Source organism: Rhizobium sp. SRDI969 (assembly GCF_025152725.1).
Classification (GTDB): Bacteria; Pseudomonadota; Alphaproteobacteria; order Rhizobiales; family Rhizobiaceae; genus Rhizobium; species Rhizobium leguminosarum_I.
Window position 1 is genome coordinate 3,364,829 of sequence record NZ_CP104035.1, and the last position, 20,095, is coordinate 3,384,923.

General features: G+C 60.5%; 19 protein-coding genes and 1 pseudogene. 10 read left to right on the forward strand and 10 right to left on the reverse strand.

The window, feature by feature from the left end:
* Position 1 precedes the first annotated feature (1 nt).
* Positions 2-904, reverse strand: coding sequence for a branched-chain amino acid ABC transporter permease (locus N2A41_RS16865; protein ID WP_170261673.1), 903 nt, complete (start codon positions 902-904; stop codon positions 2-4).
* 540 nt (positions 905-1,444) lie between these two features.
* On the opposite strand from N2A41_RS16865, the gene cysQ reads away from it, so the two are divergent.
* Positions 1,445-2,242, forward strand: a complete 798-nt coding sequence (gene cysQ, locus N2A41_RS16870; protein WP_017965842.1) for a 3'(2'),5'-bisphosphate nucleotidase CysQ — start codon at positions 1,445-1,447, stop codon at positions 2,240-2,242.
* Between the two features lie 643 nt (positions 2,243-2,885).
* Positions 2,886-3,611, forward strand: a complete 726-nt coding sequence (locus tag N2A41_RS16875; protein WP_026154324.1) for a sugar transferase — start codon at positions 2,886-2,888, stop codon at positions 3,609-3,611.
* Positions 3,612-3,727: 116 nt separating this feature from the next.
* Here N2A41_RS16875 and N2A41_RS16880 read toward each other — a convergent pair.
* A pseudogene (locus N2A41_RS16880) lies at positions 3,728-4,572 on the reverse strand (response regulator transcription factor).
* 401 nt (positions 4,573-4,973) lie between these two features.
* Between N2A41_RS16880 and sciP the strand changes: the two are divergent.
* Positions 4,974-5,249: a CtrA inhibitor SciP gene (gene sciP, locus N2A41_RS16885; protein ID WP_007533628.1), complete on the forward strand. Its 276-nt coding sequence runs from the start codon at positions 4,974-4,976 to the stop codon at positions 5,247-5,249.
* 23 nt (positions 5,250-5,272) lie between these two features.
* Here the strand turns inward: sciP and N2A41_RS16890 are convergent, their stop codons facing one another.
* Complete coding sequence (locus N2A41_RS16890; protein WP_260109283.1) at positions 5,273-5,839, reverse strand: paraquat-inducible protein A; 567 nt, start codon at positions 5,837-5,839, stop codon at positions 5,273-5,275.
* Between the two features lie 54 nt (positions 5,840-5,893).
* Here N2A41_RS16890 and N2A41_RS16895 point away from each other — a divergent pair, with 54 nt between their 5' ends.
* Positions 5,894-6,172, forward strand: coding sequence for a GNAT family N-acetyltransferase (locus tag N2A41_RS16895; RefSeq protein ID WP_017965846.1), 279 nt, complete (start codon positions 5,894-5,896; stop codon positions 6,170-6,172).
* Between the two features lie 418 nt (positions 6,173-6,590).
* On the opposite strand, the gene N2A41_RS16900 is transcribed toward N2A41_RS16895, so the two are convergent.
* Complete coding sequence (locus N2A41_RS16900) at positions 6,591-6,941, reverse strand: hypothetical protein (protein ID WP_024319371.1); 351 nt, start codon at positions 6,939-6,941, stop codon at positions 6,591-6,593.
* Between the two features lie 436 nt (positions 6,942-7,377).
* Here N2A41_RS16900 and ctrA point away from each other — a divergent pair, with 436 nt between their 5' ends.
* Positions 7,378-8,079 carry a response regulator transcription factor CtrA gene (ctrA, locus tag N2A41_RS16905; RefSeq protein ID WP_003542362.1) on the forward strand — a complete coding sequence of 234 codons (702 nt, stop codon included), beginning with the start codon at positions 7,378-7,380 and terminating at the stop codon, positions 8,077-8,079.
* A 234-nt stretch (positions 8,080-8,313) separates the two neighbouring features.
* Here the strand turns inward: ctrA and N2A41_RS16910 are convergent, their stop codons facing one another.
* Together N2A41_RS16910 and chpT are read right to left on the reverse strand one after the other, a co-directional pair.
* Positions 8,314-8,676 carry a response regulator gene (locus N2A41_RS16910; protein ID WP_003542364.1) on the reverse strand — a complete coding sequence of 121 codons (363 nt, stop codon included), beginning with the start codon at positions 8,674-8,676 and terminating at the stop codon, positions 8,314-8,316.
* 120 nt (positions 8,677-8,796) lie between these two features.
* The gene (gene chpT, locus N2A41_RS16915) at positions 8,797-9,444 is read right to left on the reverse strand and encodes a histidine phosphotransferase ChpT (RefSeq protein ID WP_026154325.1); all 648 of its coding nucleotides are present in this window, start codon (positions 9,442-9,444) and stop codon (positions 8,797-8,799) included.
* 194 nt (positions 9,445-9,638) lie between these two features.
* Here chpT and N2A41_RS16920 point away from each other — a divergent pair, with 194 nt between their 5' ends.
* Positions 9,639-10,226: a DUF1134 domain-containing protein gene (locus N2A41_RS16920; RefSeq protein ID WP_170278836.1), complete on the forward strand. Its 588-nt coding sequence runs from the start codon at positions 9,639-9,641 to the stop codon at positions 10,224-10,226.
* Between the two features lie 116 nt (positions 10,227-10,342).
* Entirely contained in the window at positions 10,343-11,500 is a 1,158-nt protein-coding gene (locus N2A41_RS16925; protein WP_222386786.1) for a hypothetical protein, read from the forward strand.
* Between the two features lie 97 nt (positions 11,501-11,597).
* Here N2A41_RS16925 and N2A41_RS16930 read toward each other — a convergent pair whose 3' ends face one another.
* Positions 11,598-12,422 carry a TrmH family RNA methyltransferase gene (locus tag N2A41_RS16930; RefSeq protein ID WP_170281531.1) on the reverse strand — a complete coding sequence of 275 codons (825 nt, stop codon included), beginning with the start codon at positions 12,420-12,422 and terminating at the stop codon, positions 11,598-11,600.
* Between the two features lie 7 nt (positions 12,423-12,429).
* A complete protein-coding gene (locus tag N2A41_RS16935; protein WP_017965853.1) occupies positions 12,430-12,816 on the reverse strand; it encodes a hypothetical protein in 387 nt (128 codons plus the stop codon).
* A 41-nt stretch (positions 12,817-12,857) separates the two neighbouring features.
* Between N2A41_RS16935 and N2A41_RS16940 the strand changes: the two genes are divergently transcribed.
* Positions 12,858-13,883, forward strand: coding sequence for an RluA family pseudouridine synthase (locus N2A41_RS16940; protein ID WP_260109284.1), 1,026 nt, complete (start codon positions 12,858-12,860; stop codon positions 13,881-13,883).
* Between the two features lie 189 nt (positions 13,884-14,072).
* A complete protein-coding gene (gene rpoH, locus N2A41_RS16945) occupies positions 14,073-14,981 on the forward strand; it encodes an RNA polymerase sigma factor RpoH (protein WP_003542378.1) in 909 nt (302 codons plus the stop codon).
* 87 nt (positions 14,982-15,068) lie between these two features.
* Here rpoH and N2A41_RS16950 read toward each other — a convergent pair whose 3' ends face one another.
* Entirely contained in the window at positions 15,069-17,624 is a 2,556-nt protein-coding gene (locus tag N2A41_RS16950; RefSeq protein ID WP_260109285.1) for a hypothetical protein, read from the reverse strand.
* A gap of 60 nt (positions 17,625-17,684) precedes the next feature.
* Entirely contained in the window at positions 17,685-18,983 is a 1,299-nt protein-coding gene (locus N2A41_RS16955; RefSeq protein ID WP_011653210.1) for an adenylosuccinate synthase, read from the reverse strand.
* A 191-nt stretch (positions 18,984-19,174) separates the two neighbouring features.
* Here N2A41_RS16955 and N2A41_RS16960 point away from each other — a divergent pair, with 191 nt between their 5' ends.
* Positions 19,175-20,092 (forward strand): DMT family transporter, encoded by a 918-nt coding sequence (locus tag N2A41_RS16960; RefSeq protein ID WP_260109286.1) that lies wholly within the window; start codon positions 19,175-19,177, stop codon positions 20,090-20,092.
* The last annotated feature ends 3 nt before the right edge of the window (positions 20,093-20,095 follow it).

Sequence of the window (20,095 nt, forward strand, 5' to 3'; positions counted from 1 at the left end):
GTTATACCTTCTCGACTTCCGGCCGCCCGAGGATGCCGGTCGGCTTGAAGATCAACACGAAAGCCAGGATCGCAAAGGTCGCGACGTCCTTGTAGGCGATGGTGAAGTATGCCGACCACAGCGACTCGATAAGGCCGATAAGCAGGCCGCCGAAGACGGCGCCGGGTAACGAACCGATACCGCCGAGAACGGCTGCCGTGAAGGCCTTCACACCAGGCGTGAAGCCGTCGTTAAAAGAGGCGACGCCATAATACATCAGGTACATCGTGCCGGCGACGGCTGCGAGTGCCGCACCCATAACGAAAGTGATCGAGATCGTCTGGTCGACGTTGACGCCGAGCAGCGCCGCCATCTTGCGATCCTGCTCAGTGGCGCGCTGGGCACGGCCGAGTGCGGTGCGATTGACGATGTACCAGAAGATCGTCAGCAGCACCGCCGTGATCAAGATGATGATGATCTGCTTCAGCGACACCGAGATGTTGCCGAACTGGTAGACCGAGCTCACCATCGGCGGAATCGGCTTGTTGCGTGGACCCTGCGTCACCTGGATGAAGTTGGACAGCGTGATCGACATGCCGATCGCGGTAATCAGCGGCGCCAGGCGGAAGGAACCGCGCAAGGGACGGTATGCGACGCGCTCGATCGTCCAATTCCACAAACTCGTCATCAACATCGCGACGACAAGCATCGCCAACAGCAGAACTGCCACCGGGAGACCTGCGAAGATGGATGTGAGGACGAGGAAGACGATAAGAGCGGCGAAACCACCGAGCATGAAGATGTCGCCATGGGCGAAATTGATCATGCCGATAATGCCGTAAACCATCGTATAGCCAATAGCCACAAGGCCATAGATGGATCCGAGCGTCAGCCCGTTTAAGAGCTGCTGGACGAAATACTCCATATGTCGTTTTCCCCTGGATGCGAGCGAAACACGCTGCATCTCTTTTTGGTTCTTCAGTTCTCCGTTTCAGAGAACCTCATAGGCCGAATGCATAGCGGTTTCGTTGGAAATGTGAAGACAAAAAGGATTTACTCCGACAGATTCTTGTCAGAACAGGGCTAGATGGCGCGTTTTGAACCAAAATCCACAGAAAAACGGCAGAGCAGGGCCTATTTTTAGCCAGAAACTGCCACTGGATTAACCATCCGGAGATATCGCCGTCGATTTCTTGCTCCGCTTGCCGCGTAAGCTATTCCACAGAATTGGAAGATGGAGCAAATTCAGACCCCACGGCAGCCTCTTTGACGAATGTCATTTCACGAGCGATGCCCGATCTTCGTCTGACAAGGCTGAAAACTTATGGTAGCATCATCTGACTGTGCATTGAGGGATGCGGGGCACGACGGGGAACACCATATAAACTTGAGTATCTGGTTGTGACAGGGGGTTTGCGGACGAGCGACAATGGGTGCTCGCCGCGTGGCGAACGGCAAAAGGACAATGCTGAGGACATTTGAAAAGGCGGCGCTCGAAGCCGGCAGGGCCATCATCACGATCCTGCGCGAAGGCTTCCCCGTCGCTATGAAGGCGGATGCAAGTCCGGTCACGGTCGCCGATGAGGAAGCCGAACGCATCATCCTCGCTCATCTCGCCAGAGATTATCCCGAAATACCCGTCGTGGCGGAAGAATCGGTTGCCGCCGGCAAGGTGCCCGACATTGCCGGCCGTGGCTTCTTCCTGGTCGACCCTCTCGACGGCACGCGCGAGTTCGTCGACGGGCGGCAGGAATTCACCGTCAACATCGCCTATATCGAGAACGGCGCCCCGGTGGCGGGCATTGTCTACGCGCCAGCGCTCGGGCTTGCCTTTTCGGGAGAACGCGGCCACGCCGAAAAGCTCGTCGTCACGGACGATTTCGCAGTTGGCGCTCGCAGCACAATCACTGTGCGCGAACAGCCCGCCGACAGGCTGGCGCTTGCAAGCCTTCGCCACAACAGCCCCGAGACCGGAAGCTTTCTCGCCGACCACGCGATCTTCAAATGCACCAATATCGGCTCCTCGCTGAAATTCTGCCTGCTGGCCGAGGGAAAGGCCGACGTCTATCCGCGCTTTACCCGCACGATGGAATGGGACACCGCGGCCGGCGATGCGGTGCTGCGCGCCGCCGGCGGTTCGACGGTGACGCTGGACGGAATGCCGCTGACCTACGGCAAGACGGGAAAGGCGGCCGATTTCGACTTCGCCAACCCGAACTTCATCTCCTGGGGCGGCAGGAAACGCATCCTCGAACCGGCGTGACCATCCTCAGGATCGCTGAAGACCGGCAAGCGGCGCGATTCTCTGCATCGTAACCATGAGCTCAGACCTGTCGCGACAATCCGCGACCGGCCTCCGGCGTGCGCGCCTCAACTGAGCAAGCGTCCCTCCTTAAAGCGCGTCCACGATTCCCTTTCCAGCTGTGAAGTGATTCGCGTTATCGGCCCTCATTGAGCGATTCGGCGGCGAATCCGTTGCCCTGCATCTTTTCAAGACGCCGCGCGCCAACAATCCTGCCTTGGTTTTGTCACATTTCAGCACGCCTTCGACAGTGCTCGATATCTTCATCCGAAAAATTTCGCCGCGTGTTCCGTTAAGAAATATGCTTAAGAGACCCGGTGCACGTGTCGAAACAGCACGTCGCCAACCCCCGGTGAACCCCTGCCAAAGGCCTAAAAACTTTGACAAAATTCCAATTATTAACGAAATATCATGAGCTTGCCTCAACTTAACGCAAGTGCGAAAGATTTGTTGCGATGCGATATTTCTCTGGACACCATTACACAATTGTCGCATTTTTCCGTTTTAGTAGGGTTACTAAGACCTGAGTGCAGCCCTGGTGACAGGGTTAACCATTGATCGCCTATTGCCGCCGCGCCCCCTCGAAGACAACAGAGTACGATCCTTGAGCATCACGGAACTAAACAACAGCATTTCGACAGAGTCCTTCCGGCCGAGCCGCCGCCAGCAGCCGAGCCTGAAGATCCAGACCCCTGTTATCCATAGCGATGCGCCGCAGGCGCCGTTGGTGGATCTCGTCCTGAAGCGGGCGTTCGACATTTTTTCGTCGTTGAGCGCCCTCCTCGTCCTCGCCCCTTTCCTTCTGTTCGTCGCCCTGCTGATCAAGCTTGACAGCCCGGGACCAGTGCTTTTCAAGCAGACCCGCTGGGGCAAGAACTGCAAGGCCATCAAGGTCTACAAGTTCCGTTCCATGCGCACCGACCTTTGCGACGTCTCCGGCATTGCCCAGACGGTCAAGGACGACCCGCGCGTCACCCGCATCGGTGCCATTCTACGCCGGACGAATGTCGATGAATTGCCGCAGCTGCTGAACGTGCTGCTGGGCCATATGTCGATCGTCGGCCCGCGTTGCCATGCAATCGGCATGCGCGCCGGCGGCGTGCTCTACGAAGAGCTCGTACCGGAATACCATCAGCGCCATGCGATGCGTCCAGGCATGACCGGTCTTGCCCAGATGCGTGGCCTGCGCGGCCCGACCGATCGTCCGGCCAAGGCGCGCGCCCGCATTGCCAGCGATCTCTACTACGTCGGGAATTTCTCGATCTGGATGGACATCCGCATCATTGTCGGAACCGTCGTGTCGGAGCTGACCGGCGGTAAAGGCTTCTAAGCTTTAAGCTTTGTGAGAAGGGGCCGGCGGCCTTATGCATGTCGCCCACAAATGTGCAGCGGTTTCGGGAAACCGACATGCATGAGACAAAGACCTAAAGCGCGATGTAACGCGCTTTAGAGCAGCCGGTACCGGAATGCTCTGGCGACCGCCTGCATGCGATTGACCGAATCGTGCTTGCGCATCGCGCTCTTCAGATAACCTGCCACCGTATGCGACGAGAGATCGAGAACGATCGCGATCTCGTCGCTGCTCTTGCCGGCCGCCGACTACAGCGCCGCGCGTCTTTTTAGACGCGCAAAGGACGCTGTAGCACTTTGAATTGCTGGCTGATTCCTTAAATCGATTCCCATTAAAGGAATCAGCCAGCGTCGCAAGCATTCGATTTCGCGGGCCGGGTAAGCGCCTCCGACGGACCGTCTTCCCCGCTGCCATTGCGCGAAACTTTGTCCAGAAGCTCCATGCAGCCGTAGAGCAGCGCCATCGCCTGCGCTCGTGTGGGCATAGGACAGCCGCCTGAGAAGGCGAAGATGTATTATTTCAGGTCAGCGTCGTGTAGCGCGAAGGCGAAGGTATCCTTCAGCCCTTGCATCCGAAAGAGCTTGTTGAGTTTGCGGTTTTCCTGATTGGCGGCGCTGCCCGCAAACGCCCCTCCTCGCAGAAGATCGGCACGATCGCGCTTCATCGCAGTCACCAGTCTGCCGCAATAGAAGAGATCGGCGGCCTCGTAAAAGCCGACAAGGCTTTGCGGCCATTTGCTGATCAGCCGGTTTTCGGTGAAAGCCGTACGGTCGCCCCGCGGGAAAGCCGAGAGCAGATAGAAATCGAAGCCCGCAAGCTTCGCCATCTCGCCGAGCCGATCGTTGCCATCATTGAACGAAACCCCGGCGCCATCGGCCTGCGAAGGCGAAAATACAGCATCCTCAGCGCAGTCGTCGACTGCGCGCTCAGGTCTTTTCATCTTCGTAATCCTCATATAGCCAGCTTCGGCTCGGCCTCGCTGCCGGCGGCGAGAAGCTGGCGCCGGAGCATCAGCAAAGATGGCTTCTGTCTCGCATCCCGAGGACACGAAGCATCAAAAACGCGACTGGACTGATACAGCGGGAAGAACGGAGACGAAGTCTTGCGCTCAGTCTTATGTTGCAGCGCTGATAAGATCATCCCGGGAAATCAGCTAATATTTATTCCACATGGCTCCCATGCAGGCGCCACAAATTGCCGTAGCGGCAAGCGGCCGCTCCAAATCGCCGGCCAGGGCCGGGCGTCTAAATTTGTTATCAAAGTCTTACGATGGGTTTAGGCAATTTTTAAATGTGGCAGGCTAGAGTGGGGCTCGTGGTCTTGCGTTGTGTAGAGAGTCCAATGACCGAAATGATACGTCCCCGAGTGAAATATGTCATCGGCCCCGATGGCAGCCCCCTGACGATTGCGGATCTTCCGCCGCCCAATACGCGGCGCTGGGTGATTCGCCGGAAGGCAGAGGTTGTCGCGGCTGTTCGCGGTGGCTTGTTGAGCTTGGAAGAGGCCTGCGAGCGTTATACGCTCACGGTCGAAGAATTCCTCTCCTGGCAGTCGTCGATCAACAGTCACGGTCTCGCCGGCCTGCGCACCACGCGCATTCAGCAATATCGTCACTGATCACGCGCCAGCATCGACGACATCTATTTCGGGCCGGACGCATCTCCCATGAGGGAATGAAGAAGGCCCGAAATCATTGACGAGGCCGCGTAGCACCAGAGGCCGGGCTGCGTGAAGGCGTCGGCCAGCCCAGTCGTCTTCGCCGCCGCAATGACGATCGCAACCAGCAGCACGTCCATCATCGACCACTTGGACAGATGCGGTACGACGCGACGATAGAACAGGCTGCCGACCCCGCTGCCGGCGGCCGGCGCTTCTGCGGCCATCCCCATCGCCTCCGCGGTGATGCCGATCATCTTCAGAAGCGGCAGCAGGATCGAAACCAACGCGACGATCGCCGCCAGCAGCCCATCCCCGCCTTGCCAAAGCGAGACGATGATTTCGATGAGCGACGGCGTGTCGTCGAAGAAATATAGAGTCTCGAAACGGACCAGCGGTAAGACGAGGCCGAGCGCCAGGAAGAACGGCGCGGCCACGAGAAGCACGGGGCGAGCCATCGAAAGCGCCTTCATTGCCGCGAACCTCGTATCGACCCTATATTTTGCATGAACACTCCGTCTCCTGCCTCTATTGCCTCCACGGCTTGGCATGACCGCGCCGCCATGTCACGGTCCGCCAAGACAAATCCGTTACGAGGAAAGACAATGGACATTCGAAACGAGGAAGGCGCCTCCGGCGGCCGTTATGCGGCCGAGGTCGAAGGACACGAGGCGGAGATGACCTATTCACGCACATCGCCGAAGCTCGTCATCATCGATCACACGGGCGTTCCCGATGCGCTGCGCGGCAAGGGTGTCGGCCAGGCGTTGGCGCTCCATGCTGTGGAAGCAGCCCGCACCGGTGGCTGGAAGATCATCCCGCTTTGCCCCTTCTTCAAGGCGCAGGCGCAACGCCATCCGGAATGGAAAGACGTCGTGAACTAGATGCGTAAAAACAAGGACCTAAAGCGCAAGGAGCGAATCTGAAAGATCGCAACGCGCTTTAGTCCATTGGCCCGAAAATCGGTATCGATTTTCGGAAAAGCACGATGCGAGATTGAAAGAGTTAGAGCGTCCTTTTGCGTGTCCGGAAGGGCCCGCGGCGCTCTAATGCGCGGGCTCAAAGACACGCAGCGGTTTTGGGACACGCACAAAAAATGCAATCGCATCGTGTGAATCACGCTCGATGTGACCCGCTTTGGACCTAGCGTCTTCCATCGCTCGCGGCCTGACAACCTCGATTTCGGCGAGAGCCGCCCCAAGGCGCAAACACCAAAAGCCATGTATGACGGACAGCGCGCCCATCATACATGGCTTCTCAGTGGCGATGCCAGAGCGCCGAAGCCGGCGCCCGCCGTTTCTCTTACGCCCTTGCGCGGGCGGCGCCGTCACGCTCTTCCAGCGCTGTGGCCCTTGCATATTCCGCCTGCATCTCCTCGAGCGCCATTTCCAGCGTCTCTTCCTGCATCTTCAGTTCCTTGATCGAAACCTGCAGGTTGTCAGCCCGCTGACGCGCGGCCTTGGCGAAGGTCGGATAAGCAAAGTGATTCGGGTCTGATATACCGGACTTCTTTTCCTCGACGACGATCTGGCTCTCCAGATCCTTCGTCATCCGTTCGAATTCGGACATCATCATCTGCAACTGCTGCAACTGACGTCGTTTTTCATTCACCTGAAATTCCTTCAGGCGAACGAGACTTTCTCGCGACTTCATACGCATTACTCCCGTGATGCGAGACCCCGGCTCAACTTGAAACCGCCCTGCGCGCCGCTTTGACACGGTTTGCTAAAAAATTTCCTGCGATATTAACAAATACCTACCGCTGGTAACCTTTCGTTTACGGGCATCGTTAATGATAGGCCCGATGATTTAAGGGTCGGTAAATGCCGCGGCATGAAATTCGAACCTTTTCATTGGCGAGTCGGATGAATCACTTAGCGCTGTTTCCTAATGTTAAAGTAGAGGAACGCCTTTTTGAGATTCCTATTGGAAAACAGAGAAATGGAAAAATTGTTTAATAAATTCGATACTCCTTGCCAGAGTGAATTAGAATTTGTTAACCATTTCGTGGCAGCTTTCAAATCACGTAGCGTGTTCGGTATCGTGTAGGGGGCCAGACCACCTTTCGGCGGCGGTAAAGGGGATAATTATGCGGGTACTTCTAATCGAGGATGACAGCGCGACGGCGCAGAGCATCGAGTTGATGCTGAAATCAGAGAGTTTCAATGTTTATACCACCGATCTCGGTGAAGAAGGCGTCGATCTGGGCAAGCTGTATGATTATGACATCATCCTTCTCGATCTGAACCTGCCCGACATGTCCGGATATGAGGTGCTTCGCACTCTCCGACTGTCCAAGGTCAAGACACCGATCCTCATTCTGTCGGGCATGGCCGGCATCGAAGACAAGGTTCGTGGCCTCGGCTTCGGCGCCGACGACTACATGACCAAGCCGTTCCACAAGGACGAGCTCGTCGCCCGTATCCACGCCATCGTCCGCCGCTCCAAGGGCCATGCCCAGTCGGTCATCATGACCGGCGAGCTGATCGTCAACCTCGATGCCAAGACTGTGGAAGTCGGCGGCCAGCGCGTCCATCTGACGGGCAAGGAATATCAGATGCTGGAGCTGCTTTCGCTCCGCAAGGGCACCACCCTCACCAAGGAAATGTTCTTGAACCACCTCTACGGCGGCATGGACGAGCCGGAACTGAAGATCATCGACGTCTTCATCTGCAAGCTCCGCAAAAAGCTCGCCAATGCTGCCGGCGGTGCCAACTACATCGAGACCGTCTGGGGCCGCGGTTACGTTCTTCGCGAGCCGGATGGTGCCGAATACGCCGAAACCGCCTGATATTTTTCCGATCCCCTTATCGGACAAACGAAGATCCCGCCTTTTCGGCGGGATTTTTCGTTTCTGCTTACGATGGGCGAGACTTACCCGATGTAGAGGATCTTAGGCTGGATCAGCCTGAAGCGCCCTGTATCTCGATGAAGAAAATAGAACGTGGCAGCCGTCGAACGTGCTTGCACTTTCGGCGTCATGCTCCAGGGACGCCGACATCGGCGGGGAAAGAGGCCGCGCCGGTCAGGCGGCGATCGCGCGGTTTCCGAAAACGGCGGTCAGGATCTTGCGATCGAACGGCTTCAGCAGAAAGTCGGTGGCACCGGCCCGTTTGCCTGCCATCAGCTTCTTCAGATCCGCCTCGACGACGCAGTAATAGATCTTGACCTCTTTGCCGCCCTCCATGGCGCGGATGGCGGCGATGAGGTCAAGCGCACCTTCCATGCCGGAATCGACGATCAGATATTCCGGCAGCTCCGCCTGGCAGCGCTGCAGCGCCTCGCCGGCGTTGGAAGCTTCGCTGACGAGAAAGTCGAGTTCGGAGAGAATGCGCTTGCCGACCTTACGGACGATGTCCGAATTATCGGTGATCATGAACCTTTGCATGGCCGCTCCTTTGCCCCCGCATTCGTCGTAGCAAGAGGCCTCTTACAACCCTGGAGAATAGGTCCATCAGGCTAAGGAATCGTTACCGGACGAGCCTGGGCACGCGTCCGCGCTCCGAAATCAGGCTGCCGCGGCCACCGCCGTGAACACCAGTTCGTCGGCACTGGCGCTGTGCTCAAGCGTCATCCCGCACTCCTGCGCCAGAAGCACGGTGTAATAGGGCTGGATCGAATGGGCGTCGATCGCCTCCTCGATGGTGCCGGTCGATATCTCGACGAATTTCGGCGGCAAGCGCATCAGTTTACCTTTGGCCGTGAGCCTGAACCTGGCATCGAACTCGGGATTTTCGAGCGTTACCTCGAGCACGCCGCCCCGCGGAATGGCGGAATAGGCAACGAGGAAGAGGTTGAGCAGCAGCTTGACACGGTTCTTGGCGACGATGGCGCGTGGTCCGTTCCAGATCACTTCGGTCTTCTTCTCGGCGACGGCGAAATCCTTGGCAGCGCGTTCGGCTTCGCCGGTGTCGATCGAGGCGCCGACGGAACCCGATGCGCCGAAGGCCAGGCGTGCAAACTTCAAGCGGACGGAAGCGTTGAGCGCGCTGGTGCGGATCAGGTCCATCGCATCGGAATCGGCGCCGCCTTCATCCAGGAGTTCCAGGCCGTTGTTGATTGCGCCGACGGGCGAGATAACATCGTGGCAAACGCGGCTGCAAAGAAGCGCGGCCAGATCCGGGCCAGACAGAGTAAGATTTGGGTTCTTGGACATCATCGTCTCCTGAGGGGCGGCAATTTCATCGCGCCCGGAATATGCTTCATCAAAATTGCGCGAAGTTTGCGATCGTACTCGGTGCCATAATGACACCATATTTGGTAAACCGATTGTTAAGATCATCGGGGCAAAATGCACCAATCGCCGCGAGCGGTTGCCCGCTCCAAGCCAAACGACGAACGGATGACACCATGCGCCTTCGATTTCCGCACCGATTCATCGGCTTCTTCAGGTTGCTTTCGGCCCTCGTCTTCTCCTCGCTGATGGTTGCCGGGCCGGCCACCGCCCAGGACAACGGCCAGTACACGATTCAGGAAATCGTCGACGCCGGCCACTCCTTCTTCGGTTCCGCCAGCGGCGGACTTGCCAAGGTCGTCGAGAGTGCGTTCCAGAAATACGGCCTGCCAAACGGATATATCCTCGGACAGGAAGGCGGCGGCGCCTTCATCGCCGGTCTTACCTATGGCGAAGGCCAGCTGAACACCAAGAACGCTGGTGAACATAATCTCTACTGGCAGGGACCTTCGCTCGGTCTCGATTACGGTGGCCAGGGCTCGCGCGTGATGATGCTGGTCTACGACCTGCCCTCCGTCAACGGCATCTATGCGCGCTTCGGCGGCGTCAGCGGCTCGGCCTATGTGATCGCCGGCTTCGGCATGACCTTGCTCAAGAACAACGACGTGCTGGTCGTGCCGATCCGCACCGGCGTCGGCGCCCGCCTGGGCATCAATGTCGGCTATCTCAAGATCACCCAGGCGCCGACCTGGAACCCTTTCTGAGGCCGCAAAGCCACCGGAATCTGCCGCCGCTCACACCGGCGGCCTTGCCATGCGTGTCATGCGTGCTTAATTATCGCGGCTGACGCCGTATCAACCTTCTTACCGATGGCCGCGCCGTGATCGAATATGCTCTTTTGTTCGGATTGGGCTTCCTGACCGCGGCCTTCCTTGTCTTTTTGGTCTCGCCCGCCGTTCACCGCCGCATTGTCTGGTATACCGAGAACAGGCTGAAAGCGACGATGCCGCTGAGCCCTCAGGAGGTTCGCGCCCAGAAGGATATGGTGCGTGCGCTCTATGCCGCCGAAAATGCCCGCACGGCCCAGGATCTTCTGCGTGAGCGCGAGAAATCCCTGTCGCTCCAGCTTCGTCATGACGCACTCGCCGTCGATGCCGGCAGGCTTGCCGCCGAAATCGGCGAATTGCAGACCCAGATCGGCGAGATGCATGTCGAGGCCGCCGACCAGCGCTCGCATCTGCGCAAGGACGAGAACTATATCAGCCAGTTGAAGACCAACCTGCATATTGCCGAGCAGTCCGCTGCCAGCAAGGAGAGCGAACTGGCGACGATGCGGACGCGGCTGAGCAAACTCGGTGAACAGGTCGATGGGCTGAGGATCGACCTGGCTGCGCGCGAAACCGAGGCAGAGAGCCTGAAATTCCGCGTCAACGCGCTGCGTGACGAACGCGATACCCTGCGTCAGGACGTCAACCTGCTGCAGAAGCGCGCCAAGGATGCCGAACAGAAACTGACGCAACAGCAGCATATGGTGATCCGCCTGGAGGATAAGGCCGCGCGTGAGAGCGCTTCCGCCGCCGAAAAGGAAACTCTGGTCGTTCGCCGCCAGCAGGAGATCGCCAAATTGAAGGAGCAGTTGAAGGCCGCTAACGCAGAGATCCGCAAGGTCAACCGGGTATTGCGCGACGCCGGCCTTGCCGGGATGGTCGCGGAGCTGCCGGCGGAAATGATGGCCGAAGACACGACCGCATCCGCGCTCGACACCGCCGCCATGACGGCCGAGATGGGCGAGGATGTCCGCAAGCGCAGCGCCGCCCTTGCCGAGCGCCTGCAAAAGGCAAAGGCCGTAACCGGGCGCGATGGCGCGATCCGCGAGGAGATCGCCTCGATCGCCGCCAATATGGTGGCGCTGACCGCACTCAACGAGGGGCCTTCCTCGCCGATCCGCACGCTGCTCGCACATGCGGAAAAGAACCCCAACGATCGCGTCAGCCTTGCCGACAGAGCGGCGGCGATCATCGCCGATCCCCCGCGCTGACGCCTTAGCGCGGCGCGCGTCGGATAAGACGAGCGGCGCGCCATCATTTTGAATTGGCATAATCCCAAAAAACGATTCCGATTTTCGGGCGTATAGGCTAAATCCGCCCCATCGCGGAGGCCATGGAAAACAGCGCGATACCCGTCGCCGTCGCGGCATTGAGGCTGTCGAGTTCCTCCGACTGTGGAATGCGCGCGCTCCGGAACCGCGCAAGCAGCGCCTCCGGCAACCCCTCGCCCTCGGTGCCGACGACGAGCGCCATCCGCGTCGAGGCCGGAATGGCGCGGATATCGGTCTTGCCGTGCGGCGAAAACGTCCAGATGGCAAAGCCCCGTTCGGCAAGCGCCAGGAGCACATCCAAGGCCTTGCCGCCACGCCGATGCGGAACACTCAGCACCGAACCGACCGAGACACGCAGCGCCTTGCGGTAGAGTGGATCACAGGAGGTTTCGTCGAGCAGCACCGCGTCCGCTCGGAAGGCGGCCGCATTGCGGAACATCGAGCCGGCATTGTCGTGATTGGAAATGCCGCAACCGACAAGCACCAGCGCCCGTTCCGGCAGCGCGTCGAGAAGTGCCGCCTCGCCGCGATCCTCCCGCCGGCCGAGCGCGAGAACGCCACGGTGCAGGTGGAAACCGACGACGCCGTCGAGCACATCAGACCCGGCGACATAGACCGGCACGTCGGCCGGAAACCGCTCCAGGACGGGTAGGACGCCCTCGACGCGATTGCGCAGCAGCAGGATCTTCTCGGCGAAAAAGCCGCGGCCTGCCGCATGCGCCTCGGCGAGCATGCGCAGCACGACGGTGCCCTCGGCGATGAAGCGGTTCTCTCGGCCCGTCAGGTCGCGCTCGCGGATCGCGCGGAATTCAGCGACGCGTGGATCGTCGGCGCTGTTGATGTCGATCGGAACGGCGGCCATGCCGGTTTCAATTGCCCGCGACAGTGACGTCGGCAACCGTCCGGCCGGTCCTGAGATCGTAAACCAGCGCCTTGCTCTTGCCCTCGGCCGTTTCGCCGTAGAACAGGATCTGCCCTGATGAAAACGAGGTGGACTGCACCTTGAAGCCGAGCGGCAGGGAAACGGTCGCCGCAAGCGGCGCATCCGAGGGTACGCCGGAGGCGGCAACAGCGGACGCCGTCTCCTTCGGTTCGCTGTGCATCACCTTGTAGACAACCGCGCCGAAGACCGCCATAAGGCTCACGAACATGATGGCGCCGGAAACGATCTGCAGGCGGACCATCTTGCGCCGGACACTTTCCATCGCCGGATCAAGGGGCTTCTCTTCCTGGTCGTCTGGCTCGATTGCTGTCATCTGTGCATCCCGTTCTAAAAATACGTCGGAGAAGAAGCGTCTTGAGCGACCCCTTTAAACAAGCAGCCGGCAATAGAAAAGTCCTGACCGCCGATGAAACTGCCGAAGGCAGGTTGGACGCCTGGCTGACGGCGCAAGTCGGCGAGGAATTTTCGCGCAGCCGCATCAAGTCGTTGATCAAGGACGGCCAGGTTTTTCTGCGCGGCGAACCCGTTACCGACCCGCAGCGCAAGGTGCGCACCGGCGACAATTTCGAACTCACGCTGCCCGAGCCGGAAGACCCGACACCGCAGGGCGAGGACATCCCGCTCGATATCCTCCATGAGGACGACGATGTCATCGTCATCTCCAAGCCTTCCGGTCTCGTCGTCCATCCCGGCGCCGGTAACTGGACGGGGACACTGGTCAACGCGCTGATCCACCATTGCAGCGATACGCTCTCCGGTATCGGCGGCGTACGCCGCCCCGGCATCGTCCACCGTCTTGACAAGGACACGACAGGCGTCATGGTCGTCGCCAAGAACGACATCGCTCATCGTCACCTGTCGCTGCAATTTGCCGACCATGGCCGCACCATGCCGCTGGAGCGGGCCTATCAGGCAATCGTCTGGGGCCGGCCCCGCACGCTGTCGGGCACGGTCGACGCCCCGCTCGGCCGCGCCACCGGTGACCGCACGCGCCGCGCCGTCAAGCGCCCCGACAGTCAGGACGCCGACGAGGCGATCACGCACTACCAGGTGATCGAGCGCTTCCATGAGAAGCCGGACGCAACCGCGTTCGCCTCGCTGGTCGAGTGCCGCCTCGAAACCGGCCGCACCCACCAGATCCGTGTCCACATGGCCCATATCGGCCATCCGCTGCTCGGCGACACGGTTTACGGCGCCGGCTTCAAGACCAAGGCCAATCTCCTGCCGGAAGAGATCCGCAAGATCGTCAACGGTTTTGGCCGCCAGGCGTTGCACGCCTTCATGCTGCAGTTCGAGCATCCCCGCACCGGCGAAATCATGCATTTCGAAGTGCCGCTGCCGGATGATATGGTCGAACTGATCGAGGCGCTGCGCCAATAAAGGCGGCTCCGAAATGTCGCCTGCCCGCCTCACACCTGCATGAGCGGCATCTTGAACCGCTGTTTCGCCACACTTATCTATATATTGACTTAGTGCGGGCTCGGAGAGAGCCGCACGCCCCGGTTTGCCTTTTTTAACGCGAGGATGCGTTTCCATCGGGAACCGGAATTCACTTTAGGAGGGTGCACTATGGCCCGAAATACCTTGCCGTCCATCACCGCCGGCGAAGCCGGTCTCAACCGTTACCTCGACGAAATCCGCAAGTTCCCGATGCTGGAGCCGCAGCAGGAATACATGCTCGCAAAGCGTTATGCCGAGCATGGCGACCGCGACGCTGCCCACAAGCTGGTCACCAGCCATCTTCGCCTCGTCGCGAAGATTGCGATGGGTTATCGCGGCTATGGCCTGCCGATCGGCGAAGTCGTCTCCGAGGGTAATGTCGGCCTGATGCAGGCCGTCAAGAAGTTCGATGCCGAGCGCGGCTTCCGCCTCGCCACCTATGCCATGTGGTGGATCAAGGCCTCGATCCAGGAATATATCCTGCGCTCGTGGTCGCTGGTGAAGATGGGCACGACTGCCAACCAGAAGCGTCTGTTCTTCAATCTGCGCCGGCTGAAGGGACGCATCCAGGCAATTGATGACGGCGATCTGAAGCCGGAGCACGTCTCGGAGATCGCCACCAAGCTGAACGTCTCGGAGGAGGAGGTCATTTCGATGAACCGCCGCCTCTCCGGCGACGCCTCGCTGAACGCGCCGATCAAGGCAGCCGAAGGTGACGGCGGCCAGTGGCAGGATTGGCTGGTGGACGACCATGACAGCCAGGAAGACGTGCTGATCGAACAGGACGAACTCGACACTCGCCGGCGCATGCTGGCGAAAGCGATGAGCGTGCTGAACGAGCGTGAACGCCGCATCTTCGAGGCTCGCCGCCTCGCCGAGGATCCGGTGACCCTGGAAGACCTTTCGACCGAGTTCGACATCAGCCGCGAACGCGTCCGACAGATCGAGGTTCGCGCCTTCGAAAAGGTGCAGGACGCCGTGCGCAAGGAAGCCCTGGAACGCGCCAAGGCCGTCCGGGTCGTCGAAGCCACGGCATAAAACCTGCAACATGATAGAATTGACGAAGGCGGGCCTTGCGGCTCGCCTTTTCTTTTCATTGATCTCTGCTGCACCCGGGAAAAGCCATCACTGGCTCGTCGAGACATCCCCGAGTGCGGTCCATTCCTTGATCGCGGTATTGAAGGCGTCCGTCCCCGTACCGCCCTTCTCCATCGTCAGCAGCGCGCGGCGGCCGTTGCGGTAGGTAATCGGAATATCGATCCAATTGCGGGTCGACATCAGGTCGAGATTGGCCTTGCGCGCATCGGGATAGTCGTTGAGCGCGATCATGTGGAAATCGTCGGTGATCTTGGCCGGAACCGCAATCAGCGCATCGCCGCGATCCTGTTCCGTGCGCTTCATCGAGATGCGCTGGACGCTTTCGATGCTGCCGCCTTCGAAATTCGGCGGCACCGAGAAGACGATCTCGACCAGATGGCTTGCCGGGAGCGACGGATCGGAATTGCGTTTGAAGGTGACGAGCGCCGAGAGATTGCGCTCGGGTACGGTAACGTTGCCCTGCACTGTCGCCTCCTGCCGGCCGTCCTGACCGGCCTCGTGCTGCACGCTCCAGACGACCGATCCCTCGATCGCCGTCGGCGAGCTCTGGCCGATGCGTTCCTCATAGAGAAACATCTTTTGCGACGAACCGACGGGCGCGGTCTGCTGCGGCGATGCCACCGGGCCGTTCGGCGTCCGCGTTTCGGCGGGTGCCGCATCGCCCTGCGCGCTGGCAGGCGGCGTATCTGCTGCCGCGACATTCTGTTCGGCGACCGATTTTCCTTCCGCGGTCGGTGTTCCCGGTACCGTTGCCGGTCCGCTGTCGACCTCGGTCCCGTCGGTCAGCAGCCGTTGGGTGAATTTCGAATTGGCCGCAGCGCCGTCATTGTTCATTGACGCTACCTGCGGGTTCGGGTTCGGGTTCGGGCTCGGCTGCGCCGGCGTCGCTGGGGTATTCTGCGCTCCTGGTGTGGTCGGCTGGGCTGGCGTCACCGCGCTTGGCTGGGCTGGCGTCACCGCGCCGGGCTGAGCAGGCGTCGCCGAGCGATCCGGCGGCGTTGCCGCCTCGTTCCTGGTCGCCTGGGACGGTGCCGAGCTGACGAGCCCGTCGACCATCGCCACCAGCGCCTCCCTGTTCGTCCAGCCGGCATAGCCGCCGCCACCGATCAGGATGAGTGCGAAGATGAGCGTGATCACGGTGCCGATGCCGAAGCGGCGGCGCTTCGGCTCGATACGAAAGCTCTTGCCCTGCAGCTTGGAGGCAACAATCTGATCAATATCCATTGCCGGATCGGCGTCATCGTCGTCAGCGGCGACCGATCCGCGGCGGTCGTAGCCGCGCAGCGCCTTCGCCTCTCGCCAGGCCTCGCTCGGCGCGCCGCCAGCAGGCGCCGGCTTGCCGTTGTGCACTTCCGCGAAGATATCGACATCGTCGAAATGCGAGGCGACCGGCGTCTTCTTATTGCTGCCTGCCTCGATCGGCGGCAGATCGTCGAACGCAGCCGTCTCCCAGGAAAAACTTTCCTTGGCGGCCGGCATGACGGCCGCGGGTGCCACTTTTTCGAGGCTCGATATCACCTCCTCGAAAGCGCGCGCCGAGGCATCGGCCGTAATCGGTGCCGGCGCCGTCTCCGAATATTGCCTGAGTTCCTCTTCCGCCCATTCGGTCTCCGCATCCTTGGGCGCCGGGGCCGGCGTTTCGGCAACGGGTTCGGTCCAGACGGGGTCGAAATGCGCCGCCGCGGCGCCCTGCAACGGCTCCTCGCGGCTGTGCTCGACAAATTCCTGCGGACGATCGAAATCGGCGACCGGCTCCACCAGCCGGTTGGATGCATGGTCTATGCCGCGGGTGATCGGCTGCAACGGCTCAACGGGCTCGTAAGCCTCCTCGGCCTCCGGTCCCCCGCTTTCCGCCGCCGCCGGTTCGGCCGCGATCTCTTCGGCTTCCACGGGATGATGCTCATCACCACGGTCTTCGTCGGCTTGCTCGCTGCGATGCTCGGCAGGCGCCTCCCAGCCGTCATATCCGGCGGGCACATCTTCGGCAGCGACGTCGCGCGCCTCACTGGCATGCCATTCCTCGGCCGGCGCTTCCTCCTCATGCGAGGGGTGCCAGTATGTCTCGGCGGCACCGGATGTCTCCGGCAAAATCGCTGTCTCGGCGGCAACAGGGATTTCGGCGGGACCAGGTTCTTCCGCGGAAAGGGGCTCCTCGGCAGCGACCTCTTCGTCAGCTTCCTCTGGCGCGGCGGCTTCCACGTGATGGGGCTCGTCGGCGGCCTCGGCCGCCCGCGGTTCCGCATAGGCTTCGTAGACCGGCTCCTCGACAGCCGTCTCCGGCGTCGACGCCGGTTCGCTTTCGTCGTGAACCGCTTGTTCTTCGAAGGATTCCGGCGCGGTGACGTCCGCAAGCGGCGCATCGAGCGGCAAAGCCTCGGAGTGTTCGCCTTCCACTTCGCGGATGGCGGCCTCGAGCTTTTCGAGCTGGCGTTGCAGCATGGCTTCCGGCGGACGCGGCTTCATGTTCTCGAGCTGCCGCTGCACTGCGCCGCGGGCACGTTCGTAGACTTTCACCCGCATCTCAGGGGTATTTTCAGCCAGGCCGTCGACGGCCCGCCGAATGACTGCAATAAAATCCGCCATTAGTACTTTCTCAAGAAGTCCGGCACTCTACCGAACCATCCTCCACAGTGACCCGTGAGCTTAATCCTCAAACGGATCGGTCACAAGTATGGTGTCATCCCGCTCCGGGCTGGTGGACAGGAGCGCGACGGGCGCCCCGATCAGCTCTTCGACCTGGCGAACATATTTGATCGCCTGTGCCGGCAGATCCGCCCAACTGCGGGCGCCGACGGTCGATTCCTTCCACCCTTCCAGCGTAATGTAGATCGGTTCGACCCTAGCTTGCGCTCCCTGGCTTGCCGGAAGATGATCAATCTGTTCGCCGTCGAGCATATAGCCGACGCAGATCTTCAATTCCTCGAGACCGTCGAGCACGTCGAGCTTGGTGAGCGCGATGCCCGTGATGCCGTTGGTGGCGATGGATTGGCGCACCAGTGCGGCGTCGAACCAGCCGCAGCGCCGCTTGCGTCCGGTCACCACGCCGAATTCATGACCTTTTTCGCCAAGGAATTCACCGATCGCGTCCTTCAGCTCGGTCGGGAACGGGCCTTCGCCGACGCGCGTCGTATAGGCCTTGGTGATGCCGAGGATATAGCCGAGCGAGCCGGGTCCCATGCCTGAACCGGCAGCGGCCTGACCGGCCACCGTGTTCGACGACGTCACGAAAGGATAAGTGCCGTGATCGATGTCGAGCAGAGTGCCCTGCGCGCCTTCGAACAGGATGCGGGAGCCCTTGCGACGCTCCTTGTCGAGGAAGAGCCAGACCGTATCACGGAAGGGCAGCACCCGATCGGCGACCGAGGTCAGTTCGTCCATGATCGCCTGGTGGCTGACTTCGGCAACGCCGAGGCCGCGGCGAAGCGCATTGTGATGCGTCAGAATACGGTCGACCTTGCCGGAAAGACTATCGAGATCGGCAAGATCCATGACGCGGATGGCGCGGCGGCCGACCTTGTCTTCATAGGCCGGACCGATGCCGCGGCGTGTCGTGCCGATTTTGGTGCCGCTGTTCGACGCCGCATCCTCGCGCATCGCGTCGAGCTCGCGGTGCAGCGAAAGAATGAGCGTCGCATTGTCTGCAATGCGCAGATTGTCAGGCGTAACCGTCACGCCCTGCGCCTCCAGCCGGCCGATCTCGGCGATCAGCGCATGCGGATCGACGACGACACCGTTGCCAATGACGGCCATCTTGCCCGGGCGCACGACGCCGGACGGCAAGAGCGAGAGCTTATAGCTGGTGCCGTCGATGACGAGCGTATGGCCGGCATTGTGTCCGCCCTGATAGCGCACGACAATATCCGCACGCTCCGAAAGCCAGTCGACAATCTTGCCCTTGCCTTCGTCACCCCACTGCGAACCGACCACGACTACGTTCGTCATCCAACTCTTCCTGTTACCGGCGCGGAACCGCGCACCTGCTCAAACCCGCGCATCTATAAAGCTTTGTTTTTTGGAAAGCGACCCTGTTGTCACAGCAGATTGGGCTTTTTACGTGACAAATCAGCAGCCGACAGGCTATTTCCCGTCACAAAACGCCGCACGGCGATCGCGGAAAGACGGGAAGAACGCTCTTGCAAGCCACGGCCTATATCTGCCTCGTTATCGCCACCCTCTGCTGGGGTGGTAACTCCGTCGCCGGCAAACTCGCGCTCGGGCATATCAGCCCGATGATGCTGACCTTCCTGCGCTGGTTCCTCGCTGTGGCGGTGATCGCCGTGATTTCAGTACCGCAACTGCGCAAGGACTGGCCGGTGGTCAGGAAGAACCTTCCGCTGCTCCTCTTCTACGGCGTCATCGGCTACACCCTTTTCAACGCCATGCTTTACTCGGCCGTGCAATATACGACTGCGATCAACGTCGCCATCGAGCAGGCCGGCATCCCGATGCTGATCTTCCTGCTGAATTTCATGTTCTTCCGTACCGGCATTTCGCTGGCGCAATGTCTCGGCTTCGGCATGACGCTAATCGGCGTCGCTTTGACCGCCGCACATGGTGACCTCTCAACGCTGCTGCAACTAGGCCTCAACCGCGGCGACGGGCTGATGCTGATCGCCATTGCCGCCTATTCGGTCTACACGATCTTCCTGCGCTGGAAGCCGCCGCTGGACTGGCGCACGCTGATGGCGGTCCCAGCGCTTGGCGCCATGCTCACCTCGCTGCCGCTGCTCCTTTGGGAGGCCGGCCGTGGCGGGGCGCAGTGGCCGGACCAGGCCGGCTGGGTCATCACTCTCTACACGGCGATCTTCCCGTCACTAGTGGCGCAGATCCTTTATATCAAGGGCGTGGTGGCAATCGGTGCCAACCGGGCCGGCCTGTTCATCAATCTCGTGCCGGTGTTCGGAACGCTGCTCTCCGTCGCGCTGATCGGCGAGCAGCTGCAGTCGTTCCATGTGATCGCGCTGGTGCTGACCTTAGGCGGCATCGCGATCGCCGAAAAGGGCCGGCCGAAAGCTTCGGCACAAACCGTGCCCGCCTCACCCGTGGACTAGAGC